General features: G+C 64.9%; 17 protein-coding genes. 2 read left to right on the top strand and 15 right to left on the bottom strand.

Features of this window, described 5'->3' with window-relative positions; translation table 11 throughout:
- Positions 1–39: 39 nt before the first annotated feature.
- From VIQ49_RS25460 to VIQ49_RS25520, 13 genes are all read right to left on the bottom strand, one after another.
- Positions 40–1,995, bottom strand: coding sequence for a ribonuclease J (locus VIQ49_RS25460; protein ID WP_331889364.1), 1,956 nt, complete (start codon positions 1,993–1,995; stop codon positions 40–42).
- Positions 1,992–2,897, bottom strand: a complete 906-nt coding sequence (gene dapA / locus VIQ49_RS25465) for a 4-hydroxy-tetrahydrodipicolinate synthase (RefSeq protein WP_331889365.1) — start codon at positions 2,895–2,897, stop codon at positions 1,992–1,994. The genes VIQ49_RS25460 and dapA overlap by 4 nt, the downstream gene beginning before the upstream one ends.
- 69 nt (positions 2,898–2,966) lie before the next feature.
- Complete coding sequence (gene thyX / locus VIQ49_RS25470; protein ID WP_020107367.1) at positions 2,967–3,719, bottom strand: FAD-dependent thymidylate synthase; 753 nt, start codon at positions 3,717–3,719, stop codon at positions 2,967–2,969.
- Between the two features lie 105 nt (positions 3,720–3,824).
- Entirely contained in the window at positions 3,825–5,012 is a 1,188-nt protein-coding gene (locus VIQ49_RS25475; protein WP_331889366.1) for a winged helix-turn-helix domain-containing protein, read from the bottom strand.
- A gap of 47 nt (positions 5,013–5,059) precedes the next feature.
- Positions 5,060–5,560 (bottom strand): dihydrofolate reductase, encoded by a 501-nt coding sequence (locus VIQ49_RS25480; RefSeq protein WP_331889367.1) that lies wholly within the window; start codon positions 5,558–5,560, stop codon positions 5,060–5,062.
- 6 nt (positions 5,561–5,566) lie between these two features.
- Positions 5,567–6,367, bottom strand: a complete 801-nt coding sequence (locus VIQ49_RS25485; RefSeq protein ID WP_331889380.1) for a thymidylate synthase — start codon at positions 6,365–6,367, stop codon at positions 5,567–5,569.
- A 158-nt stretch (positions 6,368–6,525) separates the two neighbouring features.
- Positions 6,526–6,981 carry a flavodoxin family protein gene (locus tag VIQ49_RS25490; protein ID WP_331889368.1) on the bottom strand — a complete coding sequence of 152 codons (456 nt, stop codon included), beginning with the start codon at positions 6,979–6,981 and terminating at the stop codon, positions 6,526–6,528.
- A 25-nt stretch (positions 6,982–7,006) separates the two neighbouring features.
- Entirely contained in the window at positions 7,007–7,483 is a 477-nt protein-coding gene (locus VIQ49_RS25495; RefSeq protein WP_331889369.1) for a hypothetical protein, read from the bottom strand.
- Between the two features lie 14 nt (positions 7,484–7,497).
- Positions 7,498–8,250, bottom strand: coding sequence for a 4-hydroxy-tetrahydrodipicolinate reductase (dapB, locus tag VIQ49_RS25500; RefSeq protein WP_331889370.1), 753 nt, complete (start codon positions 8,248–8,250; stop codon positions 7,498–7,500).
- Positions 8,251–8,307: 57 nt separating this feature from the next.
- A complete protein-coding gene (locus VIQ49_RS25505; protein WP_331889371.1) occupies positions 8,308–9,486 on the bottom strand; it encodes an aromatic ring-hydroxylating dioxygenase subunit alpha in 1,179 nt (392 codons plus the stop codon).
- Positions 9,483–10,580: an N-methyl-L-tryptophan oxidase gene (gene solA / locus VIQ49_RS25510; protein ID WP_331889381.1), complete on the bottom strand. Its 1,098-nt coding sequence runs from the start codon at positions 10,578–10,580 to the stop codon at positions 9,483–9,485. Before solA ends, VIQ49_RS25505 begins: the two co-directional genes overlap by 4 nt.
- 50 nt (positions 10,581–10,630) lie before the next feature.
- Positions 10,631–13,102 (bottom strand): FAD-dependent oxidoreductase, encoded by a 2,472-nt coding sequence (locus VIQ49_RS25515; RefSeq protein WP_331889372.1) that lies wholly within the window; start codon positions 13,100–13,102, stop codon positions 10,631–10,633.
- A 135-nt stretch (positions 13,103–13,237) separates the two neighbouring features.
- The gene (locus tag VIQ49_RS25520; protein WP_331889373.1) at positions 13,238–14,017 is read right to left on the bottom strand and encodes an IclR family transcriptional regulator; all 780 of its coding nucleotides are present in this window, start codon (positions 14,015–14,017) and stop codon (positions 13,238–13,240) included.
- A gap of 164 nt (positions 14,018–14,181) precedes the next feature.
- Between VIQ49_RS25520 and VIQ49_RS25525 the strand changes: the two genes are divergently transcribed.
- Positions 14,182–14,532: a bifunctional 3-phenylpropionate/cinnamic acid dioxygenase ferredoxin subunit gene (locus VIQ49_RS25525; protein WP_331889374.1), complete on the top strand. Its 351-nt coding sequence runs from the start codon at positions 14,182–14,184 to the stop codon at positions 14,530–14,532.
- A gap of 48 nt (positions 14,533–14,580) precedes the next feature.
- On the opposite strand, the gene VIQ49_RS25530 is transcribed toward VIQ49_RS25525, so the two are convergent.
- A complete protein-coding gene (locus VIQ49_RS25530; protein ID WP_331889375.1) occupies positions 14,581–15,069 on the bottom strand; it encodes an Lrp/AsnC family transcriptional regulator in 489 nt (162 codons plus the stop codon).
- 131 nt (positions 15,070–15,200) lie between these two features.
- On the opposite strand from VIQ49_RS25530, the gene ald reads away from it, so the two are divergent.
- Complete coding sequence (gene ald / locus VIQ49_RS25535; RefSeq protein ID WP_331889376.1) at positions 15,201–16,307, top strand: alanine dehydrogenase; 1,107 nt, start codon at positions 15,201–15,203, stop codon at positions 16,305–16,307.
- On the opposite strand, the gene VIQ49_RS25540 is transcribed toward ald, so the two are convergent.
- Positions 16,296–16,570, bottom strand: a 275-nt coding sequence (locus tag VIQ49_RS25540; RefSeq protein WP_331889377.1) for a putative nucleotidyltransferase substrate binding domain-containing protein, incomplete at its 5' end; no start/stop codon positions are given. The two genes, ald and VIQ49_RS25540, sit on opposite strands and share 12 nt — an antisense overlap.

The following is a 16,570-nucleotide window of genomic DNA, read 5'->3' on the forward strand; positions in this document are numbered from 1 at the left end:
CACCCTATGTGGCGCCGACCACCGTGGTGGCTCAGAGCGCTAGCTGCTTCCGGAGTCGCTCACCGTCATGACGGTCGGCACGATCATCGGGCGGCGCCGATACTTGTCGGCGACCCAGCGACCGACGATCCGCCGAATGGTCTGCGCGATCCGGTGAGTGTCGGTGACACCCTCGTTGGCCATCTGTTCGAGGGACTGGTCAACCAGGTTGGCAGCCTCTTTGAGGGCCGCCGGATCGTCGGAGAATCCTCGTCCCGAGACCTCCGGTGGGCTGATTGCCCTACCGGTGTCGGCGTCGATCACCACCGCGATCGCGATGAATCCACCTTCGCCGAGAACCAGCCGTTCGGACAACGTCGACTCACCGACGTCGCCGACCGAGAGGCCGTCGACGTAGACGTGACCCACCGGCACCCGGCCGGTGATGGCTGCGCGGCCGTCGACGAGGTCGACGATCACACCGTCCTCGGCGAGAACCACGGCGTCCGCCGGCACTCCGGTGGCCTCTGCCAGTGCGGCGTTGGCGCGCAGGTGGCGCCATTCGCCGTGGACCGGCATGACATTCGACGGGCGGACAGCGTTGTAGAGGTACAGCAGCTCGCCTGCGGAGGCGTGACCGGAGACGTGCACCTTCGCGCTCTGCTGCGTGACCACGGTGGCGCCGCGTCGCGCGAGCCCGTTGACCACCGCAAACACCGAATTCTCGTTGCCTGGGATCATCGATGACGCGAGCACCACCAGGTCGTCGGCGCGGATGTTGATCTGACGGTGTTCGCCGCGAGCCATCCGCGAGAGCGCGGAGAGCGGTTCGCCCTGCGAACCGGTCGAGACCAGCACCAGTTTGTTGTCGGGCAGCGCCGCGGCGGTGTCCATATCGACGACCACGCCGTCGGGCACACGCAGGTAGCCGAGTTCCTGGGCGATCTGCATGTTGCGGACCATCGAGCGTCCGACGAATGTCACCCGGCGCCCGTGGGCGTGAGCGACGTCGACGACCTGCTGGATCCGGTGCACGTGGCTGGCGAACGACGCCACGATCACACGTTGCCGCGCTTTGCCGATCACCTGATCGAGCACGCCACCGATCTCGCGTTCGGGCGTGACGAATCCGGGGACCTCGGCGTTGGTCGAGTCGACCAGGAACAGGTCGACGCCTTCGTCGCCGAGGCGGCTGAACCCGGCGAGGTCCGTGAGCCGGCCGTCGAGCGGCAGTTGGTCGAGTTTGATGTCACCGGTGTGCAGAACGACGCCGGCACCAGTGCGGATGGCCACGGCCAGTGCATCGGGGATCGAGTGGTTGACCGCGAAGTACTCGACCTCGAACGGGCCGTGCTTGGTGAACTCGCCCTCGAACACCTCGATCAGCTTCGGTCGCTGGCGGTGTTCTTTGCACTTGGCCGCGAGCAGAGCCAGCGTGAACTTCGCGCCGATCACCGGGATGTCCGACCTCAGGCGAAGCAGGAACGGCACCGCGCCGATGTGATCTTCGTGACCGTGCGTCAGGATGATCGCCTCGACATCGTCGATGCGATCCTCGATGTAGCGGAAGTCGGGCAGGATCAGGTCGACACCGGGCTGTGCGTCTTCCGGGAAGAGCACACCGCAGTCGACGATCAGCAGGCGGCCGTCGAACTCGAAAACGGTCATGTTGCGGCCGATTTCGCCGATTCCACCGAGCGCGACGATCCGCATGCCACCAGACGGGAGTTTCGGTGGGGTGGCGAGCCTGGTGGTGTTCTCGACAACTCGGGCATCGCCGCGCCGCTGCCCCGACTGGTTCTGGCCTCCGCGACGGTTCTGAGAGGTCTTCTTCTGGGGAGACCGCTTCTGTGGTGCCGCTTTCGAGGTCTGCGCAGGAGTCTTGGAGTCGGTGATGTTGTCCGCCTTCGGTTCCGCCGCAGCGGGGCTGGTTTGTGGTTTCGGCTCTGATGGTGGCCCGGCCTTGCGGCGGGACACTCTGGGGCGCCTACGCTCCGCGGAGCCCGGGGAAGTCATGAAAGCACCTTGGCCGCACGCAGATCCGCGATCAGGGTCTCGATCTGTGGCCCGTTCGCGGGGATCTGCGGAAGCCGAGGGTCGCCGACGTCCATGCCCAGGATCCGCAGCGCCGCCTTGACCATGGTCACTCCACCGAGGCGTCCCATGGCGTTGACGAGCGGGATCATCGACACGTTCAGCTCTCGGGCGCGGACGAGATCACCCTTGTTGACGGCATCGAGCATGTCCCGCAGTCGATCCGGGACCAGGTGGCCGATCACGCTGACGAAACCGGCGGCACCGATCGACAGCCACGGCAGGTTCATGCCGTCGTCGCCGGAGAGGTATTGGAGGCCGGTGTCGGCCATCAGCGACGCCGCGGAGTTCAGATCGCCCTTGGCGTCTTTGACACCCTGGATGTTGGGGTGGCGCGACAGTTCCAGGAGGGTGCGATGCTCGATCGGGATGACCGATCTCGGCGGGATGTCGTAGAGCAGCACCGGGACGTCGGTTGCGTCGGCAATGGCCGTGAAGTGCGCCACCAGACCGGCCTGAGGCGGACGTGAGTAGTACGGGGTCACCACCAGCAGGCCATGTGCGCCGATCCCTGCCGACTCCTTGGCGAACCAGACACTCTCGCGGGTGTCGTAGCTACCGGCACCCTGAACGATCCGGGCGCGGTCGCCGACCGCGTCCAGGACCACCCGAAGCAGGTCGAGCTTCTCGGTGGGTGTGGTCGTGGGCGACTCGCCTGTGGTGCCGGAGACAACGAGACCGTCGCAACCACCGGAAACAAGCCGGTCGGCAAGTTCGGCGGCTCGATCGAGATCCAGAGATCCGTCAGCGGTGAACGGGGTAACCATCGCAACACTGACAGTCCCGAAGGGGAAGCTCTGTGGTTGCGTCGCACCGGTGATCATGGTGGTTAAGGTTACCGGAGCCCAGGCCTGTCGCTTAATCCGTGGCGCATGTGTCGGCGCCGAGCCGTTTCAGCCCTCCAGAACGAACGGTGACGTGGCCACTTCGGTGCCGTCCAGCAAAGTCCCGATCTCGAAGTCCCCGAAAACCGTTGGCGCGACATCGGTGAGCTGACGCAGGCATTCGATGGCCAATTGCCGGATCTCGACATCGGCATGTTCGGTCGCGCGCATCCCGATGAAATGACGCCACGCCCGGTAGTTGCCGGTGACGACGATCTTGGTTTCGGTGGCATTGGGTAGGACCGCCCGCGCCGCCTGTCTCGCCTGTTTGCGTCGCAGGATGTTGTTGGGGACGTCGGAGAACTTGTCTTCCAATGCGGTGAGCAGCTCGGAGTACGCCTTGCGGCTGGCGTCGGTGGCCTCGATGAACAGCGCCTCGAGTTCGGCGTCGCCGCGGATCGCCGGCGGCGGCACGACGTTCGAATCATGTTCGGGCACAAAGCGTTGCGAGAGCTGCGAGTACGAGAAGTGGCGATGCCGGATCAGTTCGTGGGTGCACGACCGCGAGATCCCCGCGATGTAGAACGTCACGGTCGCGTGTTCGAGTAGCGACAGGTGCCCGACTTCCAGGATGTGGCGCAGGTACCCGGCGTTTGTCGCCGTTCGGGGATTGGGTTTGTCCCAGCTCTGGTAGCAGGCCCGGCCCGCGAACTCGACGAGCGCTTCGCCTCCGTCGACGTCAGTGCTCCACGGCACATCGGCGGGAGCGTCGAACGACGTCCTCGCCACCAGTTGCACCTTCAACGGCACCAATTCCGACACTGCAGATCCTCTTTCCTATGGGTACTGGCCTCACCGATTGTCCACCACCGAGAGGGTGGACATGCGAGCGACCTCGGAGCCCCACTCGCGCACCTGAAATGCGGATCACCGGAAAGCCGCTGATCCGATGGCTGTGGCCAGAACCGGGGCGAGATCACCCCGATCGCCGATCTCGACGCGGGTGACACCGAGCCAGAGCGCCATCGCATACAGGTCGGTAGACAGCGACTGTGCCACCACCGATGGGTCTGCCCCCGGTTCACAGAACGCTCCGAGTACCAGCAAGCGGTCGCCGGCCCTGTCTGTCTTGAGGTCGACGCGGGCCACCACCTGGTCGCCCATCAGGTACGGCAGAACGTAGTAGCCGTGCACCCGTTTGGCCTCGGGAACATAGATCTCGATGCGGTAGTGGAAGTCGAACACCCGCTCGGTCCGTGGCCGGAAGAAGATCAGCGGATCGAAGGGGCTGAGCAATGCGCTCCGGCTGACCGCTCTGGGAATCCGGGCCGCCGGGTCCAGGTAGGCGGGCTTCGACCAACCCTGCACCTGTACCTGCTGGATCTCCCCTGCCGACATCAGTTCGGCAAGCGCATCACGCGCCGGTTGGGGCTTGAGTCGGTAGTAGTCGCGGATGTCGGCTTCGGTACCCACACCCAACGCCGCCACGGAGCCACGCACCAACTCGCGGATCGCGTCCTCCCGCTCGATCTCGACAGTTGCGTGCTCCCCCACGACGTGCTCGGTGAGGTCGTAATAGCGGGTGAATCCGTTGCGACGTGTCGCTGAGAGTTCACCGGCGGCGAACATCACCTCACACAGGTGTTTGACCTGGCTCCGGTCCCACCAGGTGCCCTTCTTCGGGCGCTTTTCATGGCCCAGGTGGTCTTCGATCATGCCGCTGGTGGCCGGACCGATCTCGGCGATCGTGTCGCGGATGACCGCGCGCATGGCGGTGGCCTTCCGGTCCCCCGCCGCCTCGCGGTAGCGACCGTGCCGGAAGTCTTCCATCCGCCACCGGAACAGCGGCCAGTGTTCGATCGGCACGAGCGCGGCCTCGTGCGCCCAGTATTCGGCCAGCAAGGTCGGCCGGCGGGGACCCGGTTCCCATGCGGCTTGTTCGAGCACGGCGCGATCGTAGGCTCCGACGCGGCTGAAGATCGGCATGTAGTGGGCTCGAACCGCAACGCTCACCGAGTCCATCTGCAGCAGCCGTGTTCGCTGGAGGACCCGTCCGAGATGTTTGCGGGTCACTTCACCGGCCGGCAACCGGTCGGTGAATCCTTGTGCCGCCAAGGCAATTCGACGTGCCTGCGTGCCAGACAGCTGATCGCGTCCCGACACTACGCCCTGGCCGTGTATTTCAGGAAGCGGTACCGCAAACCGTTCTTGGATTCTTGCCACGGTTCGTCGGCCACGAGCGCCCATCGCGCGGGATCGAGTTCGGGGGCCCGGGTATCACCGTCGGGCACCTTGATGTCGATTTCGGTGACGTAGGCGGTGTCCGCCAGATCGAGTGCGGCCCGGTAGATTTCGCCACCGCCCATCACGAAGACGGTGTCATCGAGTTCGCGGCCGGCCGCGATCGCCGACCCGAGGTCCGGAAAGCTGCGAGCACCCTCGCCGAGCCAGTCACGTGTGCGGGTGATCACCAGGTTCTCCCGACCGGGCAACGGCCGAAAGCGTGGCGGCAACGAATCCCAGGTGCGGCGCCCCATCACGACCGGGTGTTTCCCGGTGACCTGGCGAAAATATCTCTGGTCTTCGGACAGCTGCCACGGCATGTCGCCGCCTCGGCCGATCACTCCGTCGGCAGACTGCGCCCAGATGAGTGCGATGGTCATCTGCTGCTAAACCGCCACCGGCGCTTTGATTCCCGGGTGGTATTTGTAGTCGACCACCTCGATGTCGTCGTACTCGTAATCGAAGATCGAGTCGCGCCTCGCCAGCAGCAGGGTCGGGTACGGGTACGGGTCACGGCCGAGTTGCTTGGTGACCTGTTCGACGTGGTTGTTGTAGATGTGGCAGTCTCCGCCGGTCCAGATGAACTCACCGACCTCGAGGCCGGCCTGCGCGGCCATCATGTGGGTGAGCAGCGCGTAGGAGGCGATGTTGAACGGGACTCCGAGGAACAGGTCTGCGCTGCGCTGGTAGAGCTGGCATGACAGTTTGCCGTCGGCGACATAGAACTGGAAGAACGCGTGGCACGGCGGCAGCGCCATCTGCGGGATCTCCCCGACGTTCCAGGCCGAGACGATGTTGCGGCGCGAGTCGGGATTTGTCCGCAGCATCTCGAGGGCCGCGCTGATCTGATCGATGTGCTCGCCCGACGGCGTCGGCCAGCTGCGCCATTGCACGCCGTAGACGGGACCGAGTTCACCGTCCGCATCTGCCCATTCGTCCCAGATGGTGACGCCGCGGTCCTGCAGCCACCGCACATTCGAGTCGCCGCGGAGGAACCACAACAATTCGTAGACGATCGACTTCAGATGGACCCGCTTGGTGGTGATCAGCGGAAACCCTTCGGACAGGTCGTAGCGCAGTTGGTGGCCGAACAGGCTCCGGGTGCCGGTGCCCGTGCGGTCTGCCTTGGGTGTCCCGGTATCGAGGACCAACCGCAGCAGGTCCTCGTAAGGGGTTTGGATGTTCACCGCGTCGCTCACGTCGCCAAGTCTAAGCGTGGGCAATACAACCGCACCGATGACCCGCCACGACGTGGTTCTTCGATGGGCCATCGAGTTTCATGACTCGATTCTGCAGTTCTGAAGACATCTGCTCGGCCGATGCCTTCAGAACTGCAGTCTGAAGATCAGTCGTCCATCAGGGACGCAGCGACTGTCGCGCCGAGTTCCCAGCAGGCTTGTAGTTCGTCTTTGACCGGCTTCCCTGAAATCACCACGTATTCGGCTGCTTTCGACCACCCCAGACCGGCGGTGATGGAGTCGACGGCGCGTTCGGCACCCTCGGACCCTTCGTTGCTGTGCAAGTACAAGCCGAATGGCCGGCCTCGGGTCGAGTCCAGTATTTGGTAGTACGCACCGTCGAACGCATGCTTCAGCGCACCGCTGATGTAACCGAGGTTGGCCGGAGTACCGAGGATGTACCCATCGGCTTCCAGCATGTCCGCCGGTGACACGGTGAGCGCTGCGCGGCGGACCACTTCGACGCCTTCGATCTCCGGATCTGTCGCCCCCGACACCACCGCCTCGAACATCGCCTGACAATGCGGCGACGGCGTGTGATGGATGATCAACAACCGCGACATCGACTCTTCCTCACCCACCGACGGCTTACGAGCCGCCGGACTCTTTTTCTTGCGCCACAGCGCGTTTCATCATCTCGCGGGCGCGCCCGCGATCGCCGGCGTAGTCGTAGGCGCGGGCGATCCGGTACGTCGACCGCCAGTTGCCCGGGTCGGCTTCCCACTCCGCTTTGACCTGGGCGAACAACTCATCGGCCGCGTCGCGTTCGATACGTCCCGAAGGACGCTTGGGCAGCGCCGAGATGTCGAGTTCTTGTCCCTCTTCGCGCATCCGACGAGCCAGCCGCTGGTGGGCGATACCCGAACGCAGCGCACCCACCACCATCCAGACACCCAGCAGCGGAAGGATCAGGACTCCGATGCCCAGGCCGATCCCGATCACATCTCCGCTTGTCATCAGGTCTATGGCCCTGGCGCCTAGCAGGAAGAAATAGAAACAGAGCACCAGGACTAGTACTCCGATCCCGATGACTATCGGCCGGGCGTCCTTCTGCTTCTCGCTCACTATGTCGGTCCCGCTCACAGATCCATCAACTCGTCGAGGCCCACGGTCAGCCCTGGACGACCAGCGATCTCGCGAACACCGAGCAGGACTCCGGGAACAAACGACGTGCGGTCGATCGAGTCGTGCCGGATCGTCAGGGTTTCGCCCTGCGTCCCGAACAGGACCTCCTGGTGCGCGACGAGGCCGGCAAGACGCACCGAGTGCACTCGCACACCGTCCACGTCGGCGCCGCGTGCACCTTCGAGTTCGGTGGTGGTGGCATCGGGGCTGACCGGGACCCCCGCTTCGGTCCGTGCCTCGGCGATGAGCCGCGCGGTCCGGTAGGCGGTGCCCGACGGGGCGTCGGCCTTGTGCGGGTGATGGAGTTCGATCACCTCGACCGAATCGAAGAATCGCGCTGCCTGCTGCGCGAATCGCATGCTCAGCACCGCGCCGATGGCGAAGTTGGGTGCGATCAGGACACCGACACCGGGGTTGGCGGAGAGCCAGCCGCGGACGGTGTCGAGACGGGCATCGTCGAAGCCCGTGGTGCCGACCACCGCATGAATCCCGTTCTCGATCAAGAACTTCAGGTTGTCCATGACCACGTCTGGATGGGTGAAGTCCACCACGACGGAGGTCGAGGTCTCGACGAATCGCGACAACGGATCGTCCTTGTCGACGCCTGCACGGAAGTCGAGGTCGGCCGCGGACTCGACGCCCGCCACAATTGCCTGGCCGACCTTGCCGCCGGAACCGAGTACGCCTACTTTGATCTGGTCAGTCACCCCGCCGAGTCTAGTCAGCTCGACCCAGGTGCGATCACGCGCCCACAACGCGGCTCGCTACTCGCGGCGCGAGTCCACCTGTGTTCGCACCCAATCGTGAAACTGCGTGATGTGATGCTCGGCCGGCACGAGTACACCGCCGCGACGATACGCCCGAGACGACATGCCCGGCTGGGTGCGTTCACACGCCTCGAAATCTTGCAGGTTCACCCGGTGGAACAGTTCGACCGAGCGGTCGAGGTCTGTGCCGGCCTCGATCACCCCTGGGTGATACAGCCAGTCGCACTCCACGATCGTCCGGTCGGCGGCCATCGGATACATGCGGTGGATGATCACGTGATCGGGTACCAGATTGATGAAAACCTGTGGGCGGACGGTGATTGCGTAGTATCGCCGATCCTGCGCGGCCCGAAGGCCGGGCAGTGTCTCCACTCCGGCAGATCCATCGACGGTGAAACCGTCGATGCCGTCTCCGAACAGCGCACCGTGGCCGACGTAGTACTGGGCGGCCAGTCCGTCGGCGAACTCGGGAAGCACCTCGGTCAGTTCTGGATGGATCGTCGCGCAGTGGTAGCACTCCATGAAGTTCTCGATGATCAGTTTCCAGTTGGCGGCAACGTCGTACCGCTCGCGCCTACCCAATGCCAGCCGGTCGATGCGGTAGTGATCGATCGCCTGGGCGTCACCGAGACGCGTGGTGACGGATCCGATCACGGAGTCCTCGAAAGATGGTGGATCGTCGGCCAGACAGACCCAGAGGTATCCGAGCCACTCCGTCGTCGCGACGGGAATCAGACCGTATGCGGTGCGGTCGATCTCGCCGAGGTCGGACAGATTGGGCGCCGCCACGAGCTTGCCGTCGAGGCCGTATGTCCAGGCGTGATACGTGCATTGCAGATTGCGGCGAACCTGCCCATGTGGCTGCGTGCAGATCAGGGCGCCGCGGTGCCGACAGCTGTTGAGAAAGGCTCTCAGTCCACCGTCGCGGCCGCGGACGACGAGAACACTCTCACGACCGACCGTGACCGTACGAAAACCTCCCGGTGACGGAAGGTCCGCGGCAAACGCCGCGCACAACCACATCTCCTCGAAGATCGAGCGTTGCTCGGCGGCGAAGTACGCCGGATCGGTGTAGGCCTGGCCGGGTAGCGTCGGCTGCAGTGCCGGTGTCCCTGGTGCCACAGGCGGCGGGCAATTCTCGACGGGTCCCACACTGTCGGGTTGTGTCAATGTCATGGGGACACCAGCCTGTCCGGGTCGAAAAGGTCGATGGGGTGCCCGGTGGCACCGTCGATCACCAGATCGGCAAGGATCTCACCGACAATCGGGACGAACTTGAACCCGTGCCCGGAGAATCCGCAGGCGACCACCACATTCGCGTGACCGGGGTGGCGGGCGACGACGAAGTTCTCGTCGGGAGTCGTCGAGTACATACACGTCGCGGCGTCGACCACGGAGCCCGACAGACCCGGCAGCAATTCGGTCACCCTGGCTTGCATTTCGGCTCTCTCTACCGGATGGACCTCCCGGTCGATCGTCTCCGGGGAACATTCGACGCCTTTGCGGAAGAACGCGACCTTTGCACCACCGCCGGGCCCGTCGATGGCAGGGAATCCATAGATCTGCTCGACGTGGTCGTTCTCGTGGATATAGATCGGCGCGCCGGCCATCGGCTCCGATCCCGCCGCCGAGCCGATCCAGTACATGACCTGGCGCTCGATTCGGATGGGCACACCGATGTCGGACAACAACACCGGCGACCAGGCACCAGGACACACCACGAGCTGGGCGGCGCGGTAGGTTCCGGCGGCGGTGATCACGCTGACCCCGTCACCGTCGTCGGCCCAGGAGATGACCGGCTCGGAGAAGTGGAGTTCGGCGCCGGCCGCCTCGGCGAGTCGCAGATGGGCTCCCACGGTGGATTCGGGTCGCGCGAAGCCCGCCAGCCTCTCGAACAGTGCCATCTGTCCGGGTGCGGGATCGAACGCCGGAAATCGTTGGTGCACTTCGCGATCGGTGAGCACCTCGTGGTCGAGGCCCCACTGCTGCGACGACCGGAGCGAACCGGTGAAGGTGGCTGATTCGGGCGGCCCCATGTAGAGCCCGCCGGTGATCGAATAGACGTCGGTCCCGCTGTCCCGCTTCAGTTTCTCCCACAGCTCGTACGAACGGAGCAGCAGCGGCACATACGCGGGATCCTCGAAATATGACTGCCTGATAATGCGCGACCCGCCATGGCTCGAGCCCAGATCGTGCGCGGGCGTGAATCGTTCGAGTCCCAGAACCCGTTGACCCCGCGCGGCCAGATGGTAGGCGGCTGCCGAACCCATGCCGCCGAGTCCCAGGATGATGACGTCATGGTCGGCGCCTCTCCGGGTGGTCAATGGCCCACTCCGATCAGTCCCCTGATGCGTTTGCCGGCGGGGTCGATGAGGACCGGCGCGGCGACGGTGAAAGCCTTCTGGACACCGAAGTACTCGATCGTCAGTGATTGCCCCGCGGCCATATCACGTGACAACCTGGCGTACCCGATGGTGCGACCCATCGACGGCGAGTAGACGGCCGAGGTCATGTATCCGACAACCTCCTCGCCATCACGGACCGGCTCGCCTCCCAGGACCACCGAGTCCGGGGCATCGGCGATCACGGTATGGAGGCGGGAGAGAACCGGCCGCTCGATCATCGCTGCCCGACCGTGGAAGTGGTGTTTCTTGCCGACCGCGAAGTCGAGCCCCGCCTCGGACGGCGACATCTGTGCATCCATGTCCTGCCCCCACGATCGGTAACCTTTTTCCACACGCAGGATCTCGAGCGCCCCACGCCCCGCCGGCACCGCACCGACTGCATCACCTGCGGCAGCAAGGATGTCCCACAGCCCTTTCCCGTCGGCATTGCCGGTGTAGATTTCCCAGCCCAGCTCACCAACATAGGAGATCCGCAGGAGGGTCACCGGTATTCCGTCGATCATCCCCTCTGCGGCGCGGTAGTACCCGAGGGTGTCGTCGCGGAGATCGATGGAACACAGCGGCGCAACGATGTCGCGGGCCAGCGGGCCCCAGACAGCGATGCAACACGTCGACCCGGTGATGTCGGAGATGGTCACCGCTGCGGTACCGAGATGGCCTCGGAGCCAATCGATGTCCATCGGACCGTTGATCCCGAGCTGGAATCGGTTCTCGCCCAGCCGGGCCACGGTCACATCACTGCGGACACCGCCCGCGTCGTCGAGCAGCAATGCGTAGACGACGGCGCCGATCGGCCTACGTACGGTTCGAGTAAGCAGGCCGTCGAGGAAGTCTGCGGCATCGGGGCCCGCGACCTCGATGCGCATCAGGGAGGTCATGTCGTACAGGCCGGCGCGTTCCCGCGTGGCCAGCGCTTCGGCGAGGACGATCGGAGACCAATGACGGTTCGCCCAAGCATCTTTCGGATACGCCAGTGTGTCATCGACCAGCTTGGCGTTGCATTCGTACCAGGCGGGGCGCTCGAACTCGCGGGAGACGTGAAAGACCGCTCCGGCCGCGACCTGGCGATCATGAAAGGGACTGGCCGCCAGGTCACGCTGCACCGACCGGGGCTCCCGCGGATGGATGACGTCGTATACCTCGACAAACCCCTGCGCACTGGTATCTGCGATGTATTCCGGGGTCAACTGCGCCGCAGTGAACCTGGCGAGGTCACATCCCTGCAGCGGGGCGTCGGGGGCACCGCGGGTGATCCAGTGCGCCATCGTCTTCGCGACACCTGCCGAATGTGTGACCCACACCGCCTCGGCCACCCAGAATCCGGTCAGCTCCGGGTGCTCACCCATCAGGGGGCCACCGTCGGGTGTGAACGAGAAGATCCCGTTGAATCCGTTTGTCACCTCGGTACCGGCCAGCGCCGGAAGCATCCGTCGGGACTCGCACCACGCCGGAGCGAAGTCGGCAGTGGTGAACGGCAGCATCGACGGCATGTCCCCCGCAGCGGTGTCCACATAGAGGCGGTCCATGTCGACGGGCATCGGGCGATGACCGTAGTAGCCGATCCCGATCTGATCGCCGTGCTGCCGATAGTAGAGATCAGAGTCCTGATGCCGCAGGATCGGCAGCGCCGCGTCGGCGTGCCCCCGGCCGGAATCGGGATGGGACCGCAGCTCCTGTAGCGCAGTCGTTTTCGCGTACTGATGGCCCATCGGGACCAGCGGCACCGTGAGGCCGACGAGTTCCCCGAGTTGCGCTCCCCAGAAGCCGGCACAGGAGATGACAACGTCGGCGGGGTACCGGTGATCGGTTGTCCGCACGCCACTGACCATGTTTCCGCTTCGCTCGATCTCCACGACCTGCTGATCCCCGAGGAACACTGCCCCTCGTTCCGCCGCCCGCTCGATCTGCGCCTCGATCGCGGCCGGAGCGCCGGCCAGACCGTCTGTCGGCGTGTGCAATCCACCGAGAACGGCGCTGACGTCGAGGAGTGGGTGCAGTACCCCACAGTCTTCCGGACTGAGCACTCTGGCCGGGATACCGGCTGCGGCCGCCCACCCCGCCTTCCGATGCAGGTCCGCGAGCCTGGCCGCGGTCGTGGCCACCTCGAGGCCACCAACGGCGTTGTAACACAGCCGATCCGAGCTGTTGAGTGTGGTGAACTTCTCCGCGGTGTACTTGGCGAACTCGACCATGGTGCGCGACGGATTGGTCTGGAACACGAGGCCCGGCGCATGAGAGCTGGATCCGCCGGTCATGACCGGCGCCCCGACGCTCAGCGACCCCCTGTCGAGGACAGTGACGTTGCTCATGCCTCGCGCGGTCAGCTCGTCGGCCAGCGACGCGCCGACAATCCCGGCGCCGATGATCACGTATCGCGGCTGTACCACCAGAGGTCTCCAAACGTCAGGTCGTGAGTGGAGCGCATCCAGCATTTGTTGCGTATTACGCAACCTCGAAGTGCCCTACGCAACAAATGGTGAGGGGCAGCGCGCAGCGTGTCAAGCCGGATCGACCACCAGCCCTCAGCCCGGGAAGCCGATCCGCCTGCTGACTTCGAGAGCCGACTCCCGAACCCGTGCCGACAGGTCGCCCATGGCTCGCTCGGTGAGCCGGAAACTCGGGCCCGAAACACTCAGCGCCGCAACCACATCGCCGGAATGATCACGAACCGGGGCCGCGAGTGCGTTGAGCCCTTCCTCCAGCTCCTCCACCGCCATCGACCAGCCACGTGCCGCCACCACCAGCAACTGCTCACGGAGGACAGCGGGTTCGGTGATGGTGTTCGGGGTGAACCGCTCGAGGCCGGAGTCGATCACCTGCGCCAACTGCGCTTCTGCCAGCGCCGCGAGCAGCACCTTTCCGCTCGATGTCGCATGCGCCGGAGAACTCTGGCCGACCCAGGTCCGGAGTGCGATTCCCAGCGGGCCATTCGCCTCGGTGATGTTGATCGCGCGGTTGGCCTCCAAGACGGCGAGATTGACCGTCTCGCCGACGTCGTCGGCGAGCGGCTCACAGATGTCGCGGCTCTCCTTGCCGAGGTCGCGTGTTGCCATGGTCGCCCCGGCGAGGCGCACCAGGGTGAAACCCAGGCGATACTTGCCACGATCGGCGAGTTGCTCGACGAAGCCCCTCGCCTCGAGCACCGACACCAATCGCGAGACCGTCGATTTGTGCACTCCGAGGGTGTCGGCGATGTCGGACACACCGCCTTGGCCCTGACGCGCGAGAATTTCCAGCACCTGCAGAGCGCGGTCCACCGATTGGATGGATGCCGGCCGGGTCTCGTTCCCTGGATCAGTCATTGCCGTCACCCTAACGGGCCGTGCACATATGACGGCGCAACACAGGCCGGCCGGCTTGACTGATGCCGCCGCGGCTGCCACTCTGTTGCGCATAACGAATCGGCGTTGCAACATACGCAACCATTGCCAAATCTGTGAATGCCCAGAAACTCTGCGAGGCCACCATGACGACCGTTCCCCACCAGGACATCAGCCACTTCCCGGTGGCACCCGTCGACGCCCTTCCGGTGGGCGAAGTCGCGCGGGTGACTCCACCCGGACTACCACCCATCGCGGTGTTCCACACCGACGATGGCCTCTTCGCCATCGACGACACCTGCACACACCAGGACACGTCTCTCGCCGATGGCTGGGTGGAAGACTGCGCGGTCGAATGTCCACTGCACCAGGCCCGCTTCGACCTGCGGACCGGCATACCGTCCGGCCGACTCGCCAAGATCCCGGTCCGCACCCACCCCATCGTCGCGGTCGACGGTCACATCTACCTGCGCCTGTCCACTCCCAGCACCGTGTGACCGGCGCCGCCGCCGACCTGCAGACCCGTTCCGCAGCAGGCACGCCGGTCAGAAGATCGGCGCCGAACCGCGAACGTGTTCGAACACCAGGGATGTGGTTGTTCCGGCGACCTCTGGCCGCGAATTGAGCATTTCGATGAAATTCCGCAGAGTCTCGGTGTCGGCCGTCGCGACATGGAGGAGGTAATCGTCGGTGCCGGACAAGAAGAAGACATCGATCACCTCGTCCTTGCGGGCGATCTCGGCCACGAATCTCCGGATCTGCCCGCGGGCATCGGACTGCAAGCTCACCGCCACCATCGCGCGCAGCGGACGTCCCACGGCGGCCGGATCGATGTCGGCGAAGAACCCCCGCACCACCCCCATCTCGGTGAGCCGACGGATCCGTCCGTGGCAGGTGGACGCCGCAATACCCACCTCGGCGGCCAGCGCACTGTTCGGCATCCGCGCATCGACCTGCAGGAGTGCGAGCAGCCGCCGATCGATGTCGTCGAGCTCGGCCGACCGGGCCCGAATATTATTCGACTCAAGTGCCACAGCGACCTCCGATTCCGAACTATCTTCGCCAGATTCTATCAATTCGAGAATCTTTGTCACTGATCTTGTGGACATTCCGATGTTTCTTCACGCTGGTGTCAGGCCGATCAACCACTATCGAGGAGTCATCCATGCGCGTCGGCATCCCACGCGAGATCAAGAACAACGAGTTCCGAGTTGCCATCACCCCGGCGGGTGTTGCCGAACTCACCCGACGTGGCCACGAAGTGATCATCGAACACGAGGCCGGTACCGGATCAGCCATCGCCGACACCGACTTCAAGGAGGCCGGCGCACAGATTCTCGGCAGCGCCCGCGAGGTGTGGGAACAGGCGGATCTGCTGCTGAAAGTCAAAGAACCCATCGCGCCGGAATACGAACTCATGCGTGAAGGGCAGACGCTGTTCACCTACCTGCACCTCGCCGCGAGCCGTGATTGCACCGAGGCCCTGTTGCGGTCCGGAACCACCTCGATCGCCTACGAGACCGTGCAGGCAGCCGACGGTTCTCTGCCGCTGCTGGCCCCGATGAGCGAGGTCGCCGGACGCCTGGCACCCCAGGTCGGCGCCTATCACCTGATGCGTTCGGCCGGCGGCCGCGGCGTCCTCATGGGTGGCGTTCCCGGAACGGCACCAGCGGAGGTTGTTGTGATCGGCGGCGGCGTCAGCGGCGTCAACGCGGCCACCATCGCTGTCGGGATGGGCGCGGATGTCACCGTCTTCGACCTCGACATCAACAAACTGCGCGCCATCGACGCCCGTTTCAATGGACGGGTCCACACCCGGTACAGCACCAAGCTGGCCCTTGACGAGGCCGTCAAGAACGCAGACATGGTCATCGGAGCGGTACTTGTTCCCGGAGCAAAGGCACCGGTCCTCGTCTCCAATGCCCTGGTGTCACAGATGAAGCCCGGGTCAGTGCTGGTCGACATCGCAATCGATCAGGGTGGCTGCTTCGAGGACTCACGGCCGACCACCCACGACGACCCGACGTTCATGGTGCACGATTCGGTCTTCTACTGCGTCGCCAACATGCCCGGCGCGGTGGCCCGCACGTCCACGATGGCTCTCACCGGGGCCACACTCCCCCACGTGCTGCAGCTCGCCGATCTCGGATGGACCGACGCCCTGCGCCGGGATCCCGCGCTGGCCAAGGGCCTGTCCACCCACCAGGGAGACCTGCTCTGCCCGCACGTCTCCGAAGCCCTCGACATCCCGTTGGGCGTCTCACCCCTGTAGGCCCGACACCGGAGGCCCTACCGCCTCGGACCCTGCCGACGGGGACCCTGACACGTCCGGCTCGGTCCACTGTTTGACCGACATGTAGTGGGACATATTGTCCATCCGCCGCTGGACCGCCGAGACCTCCCGGACCGCCTGTCCGACGAGGCTGCGGTCCAGCGGCGAAAGGCGTTGCATGGTCAGCACATCCGTGGCCGACTCACCGCGGTCGAGCTGTGCGACCTGGTACGTCAGGCGAATCTTCTGCAGCACCTCGAACA

The organism is Williamsia sp., from assembly GCF_036566845.1.
In the GTDB taxonomy this organism is placed as follows: Bacteria; Actinomycetota; Actinomycetes; order Mycobacteriales; family Mycobacteriaceae; genus Williamsia.

What these genes read in the sequence shown, in the direction of transcription:
- VIQ49_RS25460 (WP_331889364.1), bottom strand. Translation starts at nt 1,995, where the DNA reads ATGACTTCCCCGGGCTCCGCGGAGCGTAGGCGCCCCAGAGTGTCCCGC.
- dapA (WP_331889365.1), bottom strand. Translation starts at nt 2,897, where the DNA reads ATGATCACCGGTGCGACGCAACCACAGAGCTTCCCCTTCGGGACTGTC.
- VIQ49_RS25480 (WP_331889367.1), bottom strand. Translation starts at nt 5,560, where the DNA reads ATGACCATCGCACTCATCTGGGCGCAGTCTGCCGACGGAGTGATCGGC.
- VIQ49_RS25490 (WP_331889368.1), bottom strand. Translation starts at nt 6,981, where the DNA reads ATGTCGCGGTTGTTGATCATCCATCACACGCCGTCGCCGCATTGTCAG.
- VIQ49_RS25505 (WP_331889371.1), bottom strand. Translation starts at nt 9,486, where the DNA reads ATGACATTGACACAACCCGACAGTGTGGGACCCGTCGAGAATTGCCCG.
- solA (WP_331889381.1), bottom strand. Translation starts at nt 10,580, where the DNA reads ATGGGTTCGGCAGCCGCCTACCATCTGGCCGCGCGGGGTCAACGGGTT.
- VIQ49_RS25520 (WP_331889373.1), bottom strand. Translation starts at nt 14,017, where the DNA reads ATGACTGATCCAGGGAACGAGACCCGGCCGGCATCCATCCAATCGGTG.
- VIQ49_RS25525 (WP_331889374.1), top strand. Translation starts at nt 14,182, where the DNA reads ATGACGACCGTTCCCCACCAGGACATCAGCCACTTCCCGGTGGCACCC.
- ald (WP_331889376.1), top strand. Translation starts at nt 15,201, where the DNA reads ATGCGCGTCGGCATCCCACGCGAGATCAAGAACAACGAGTTCCGAGTT.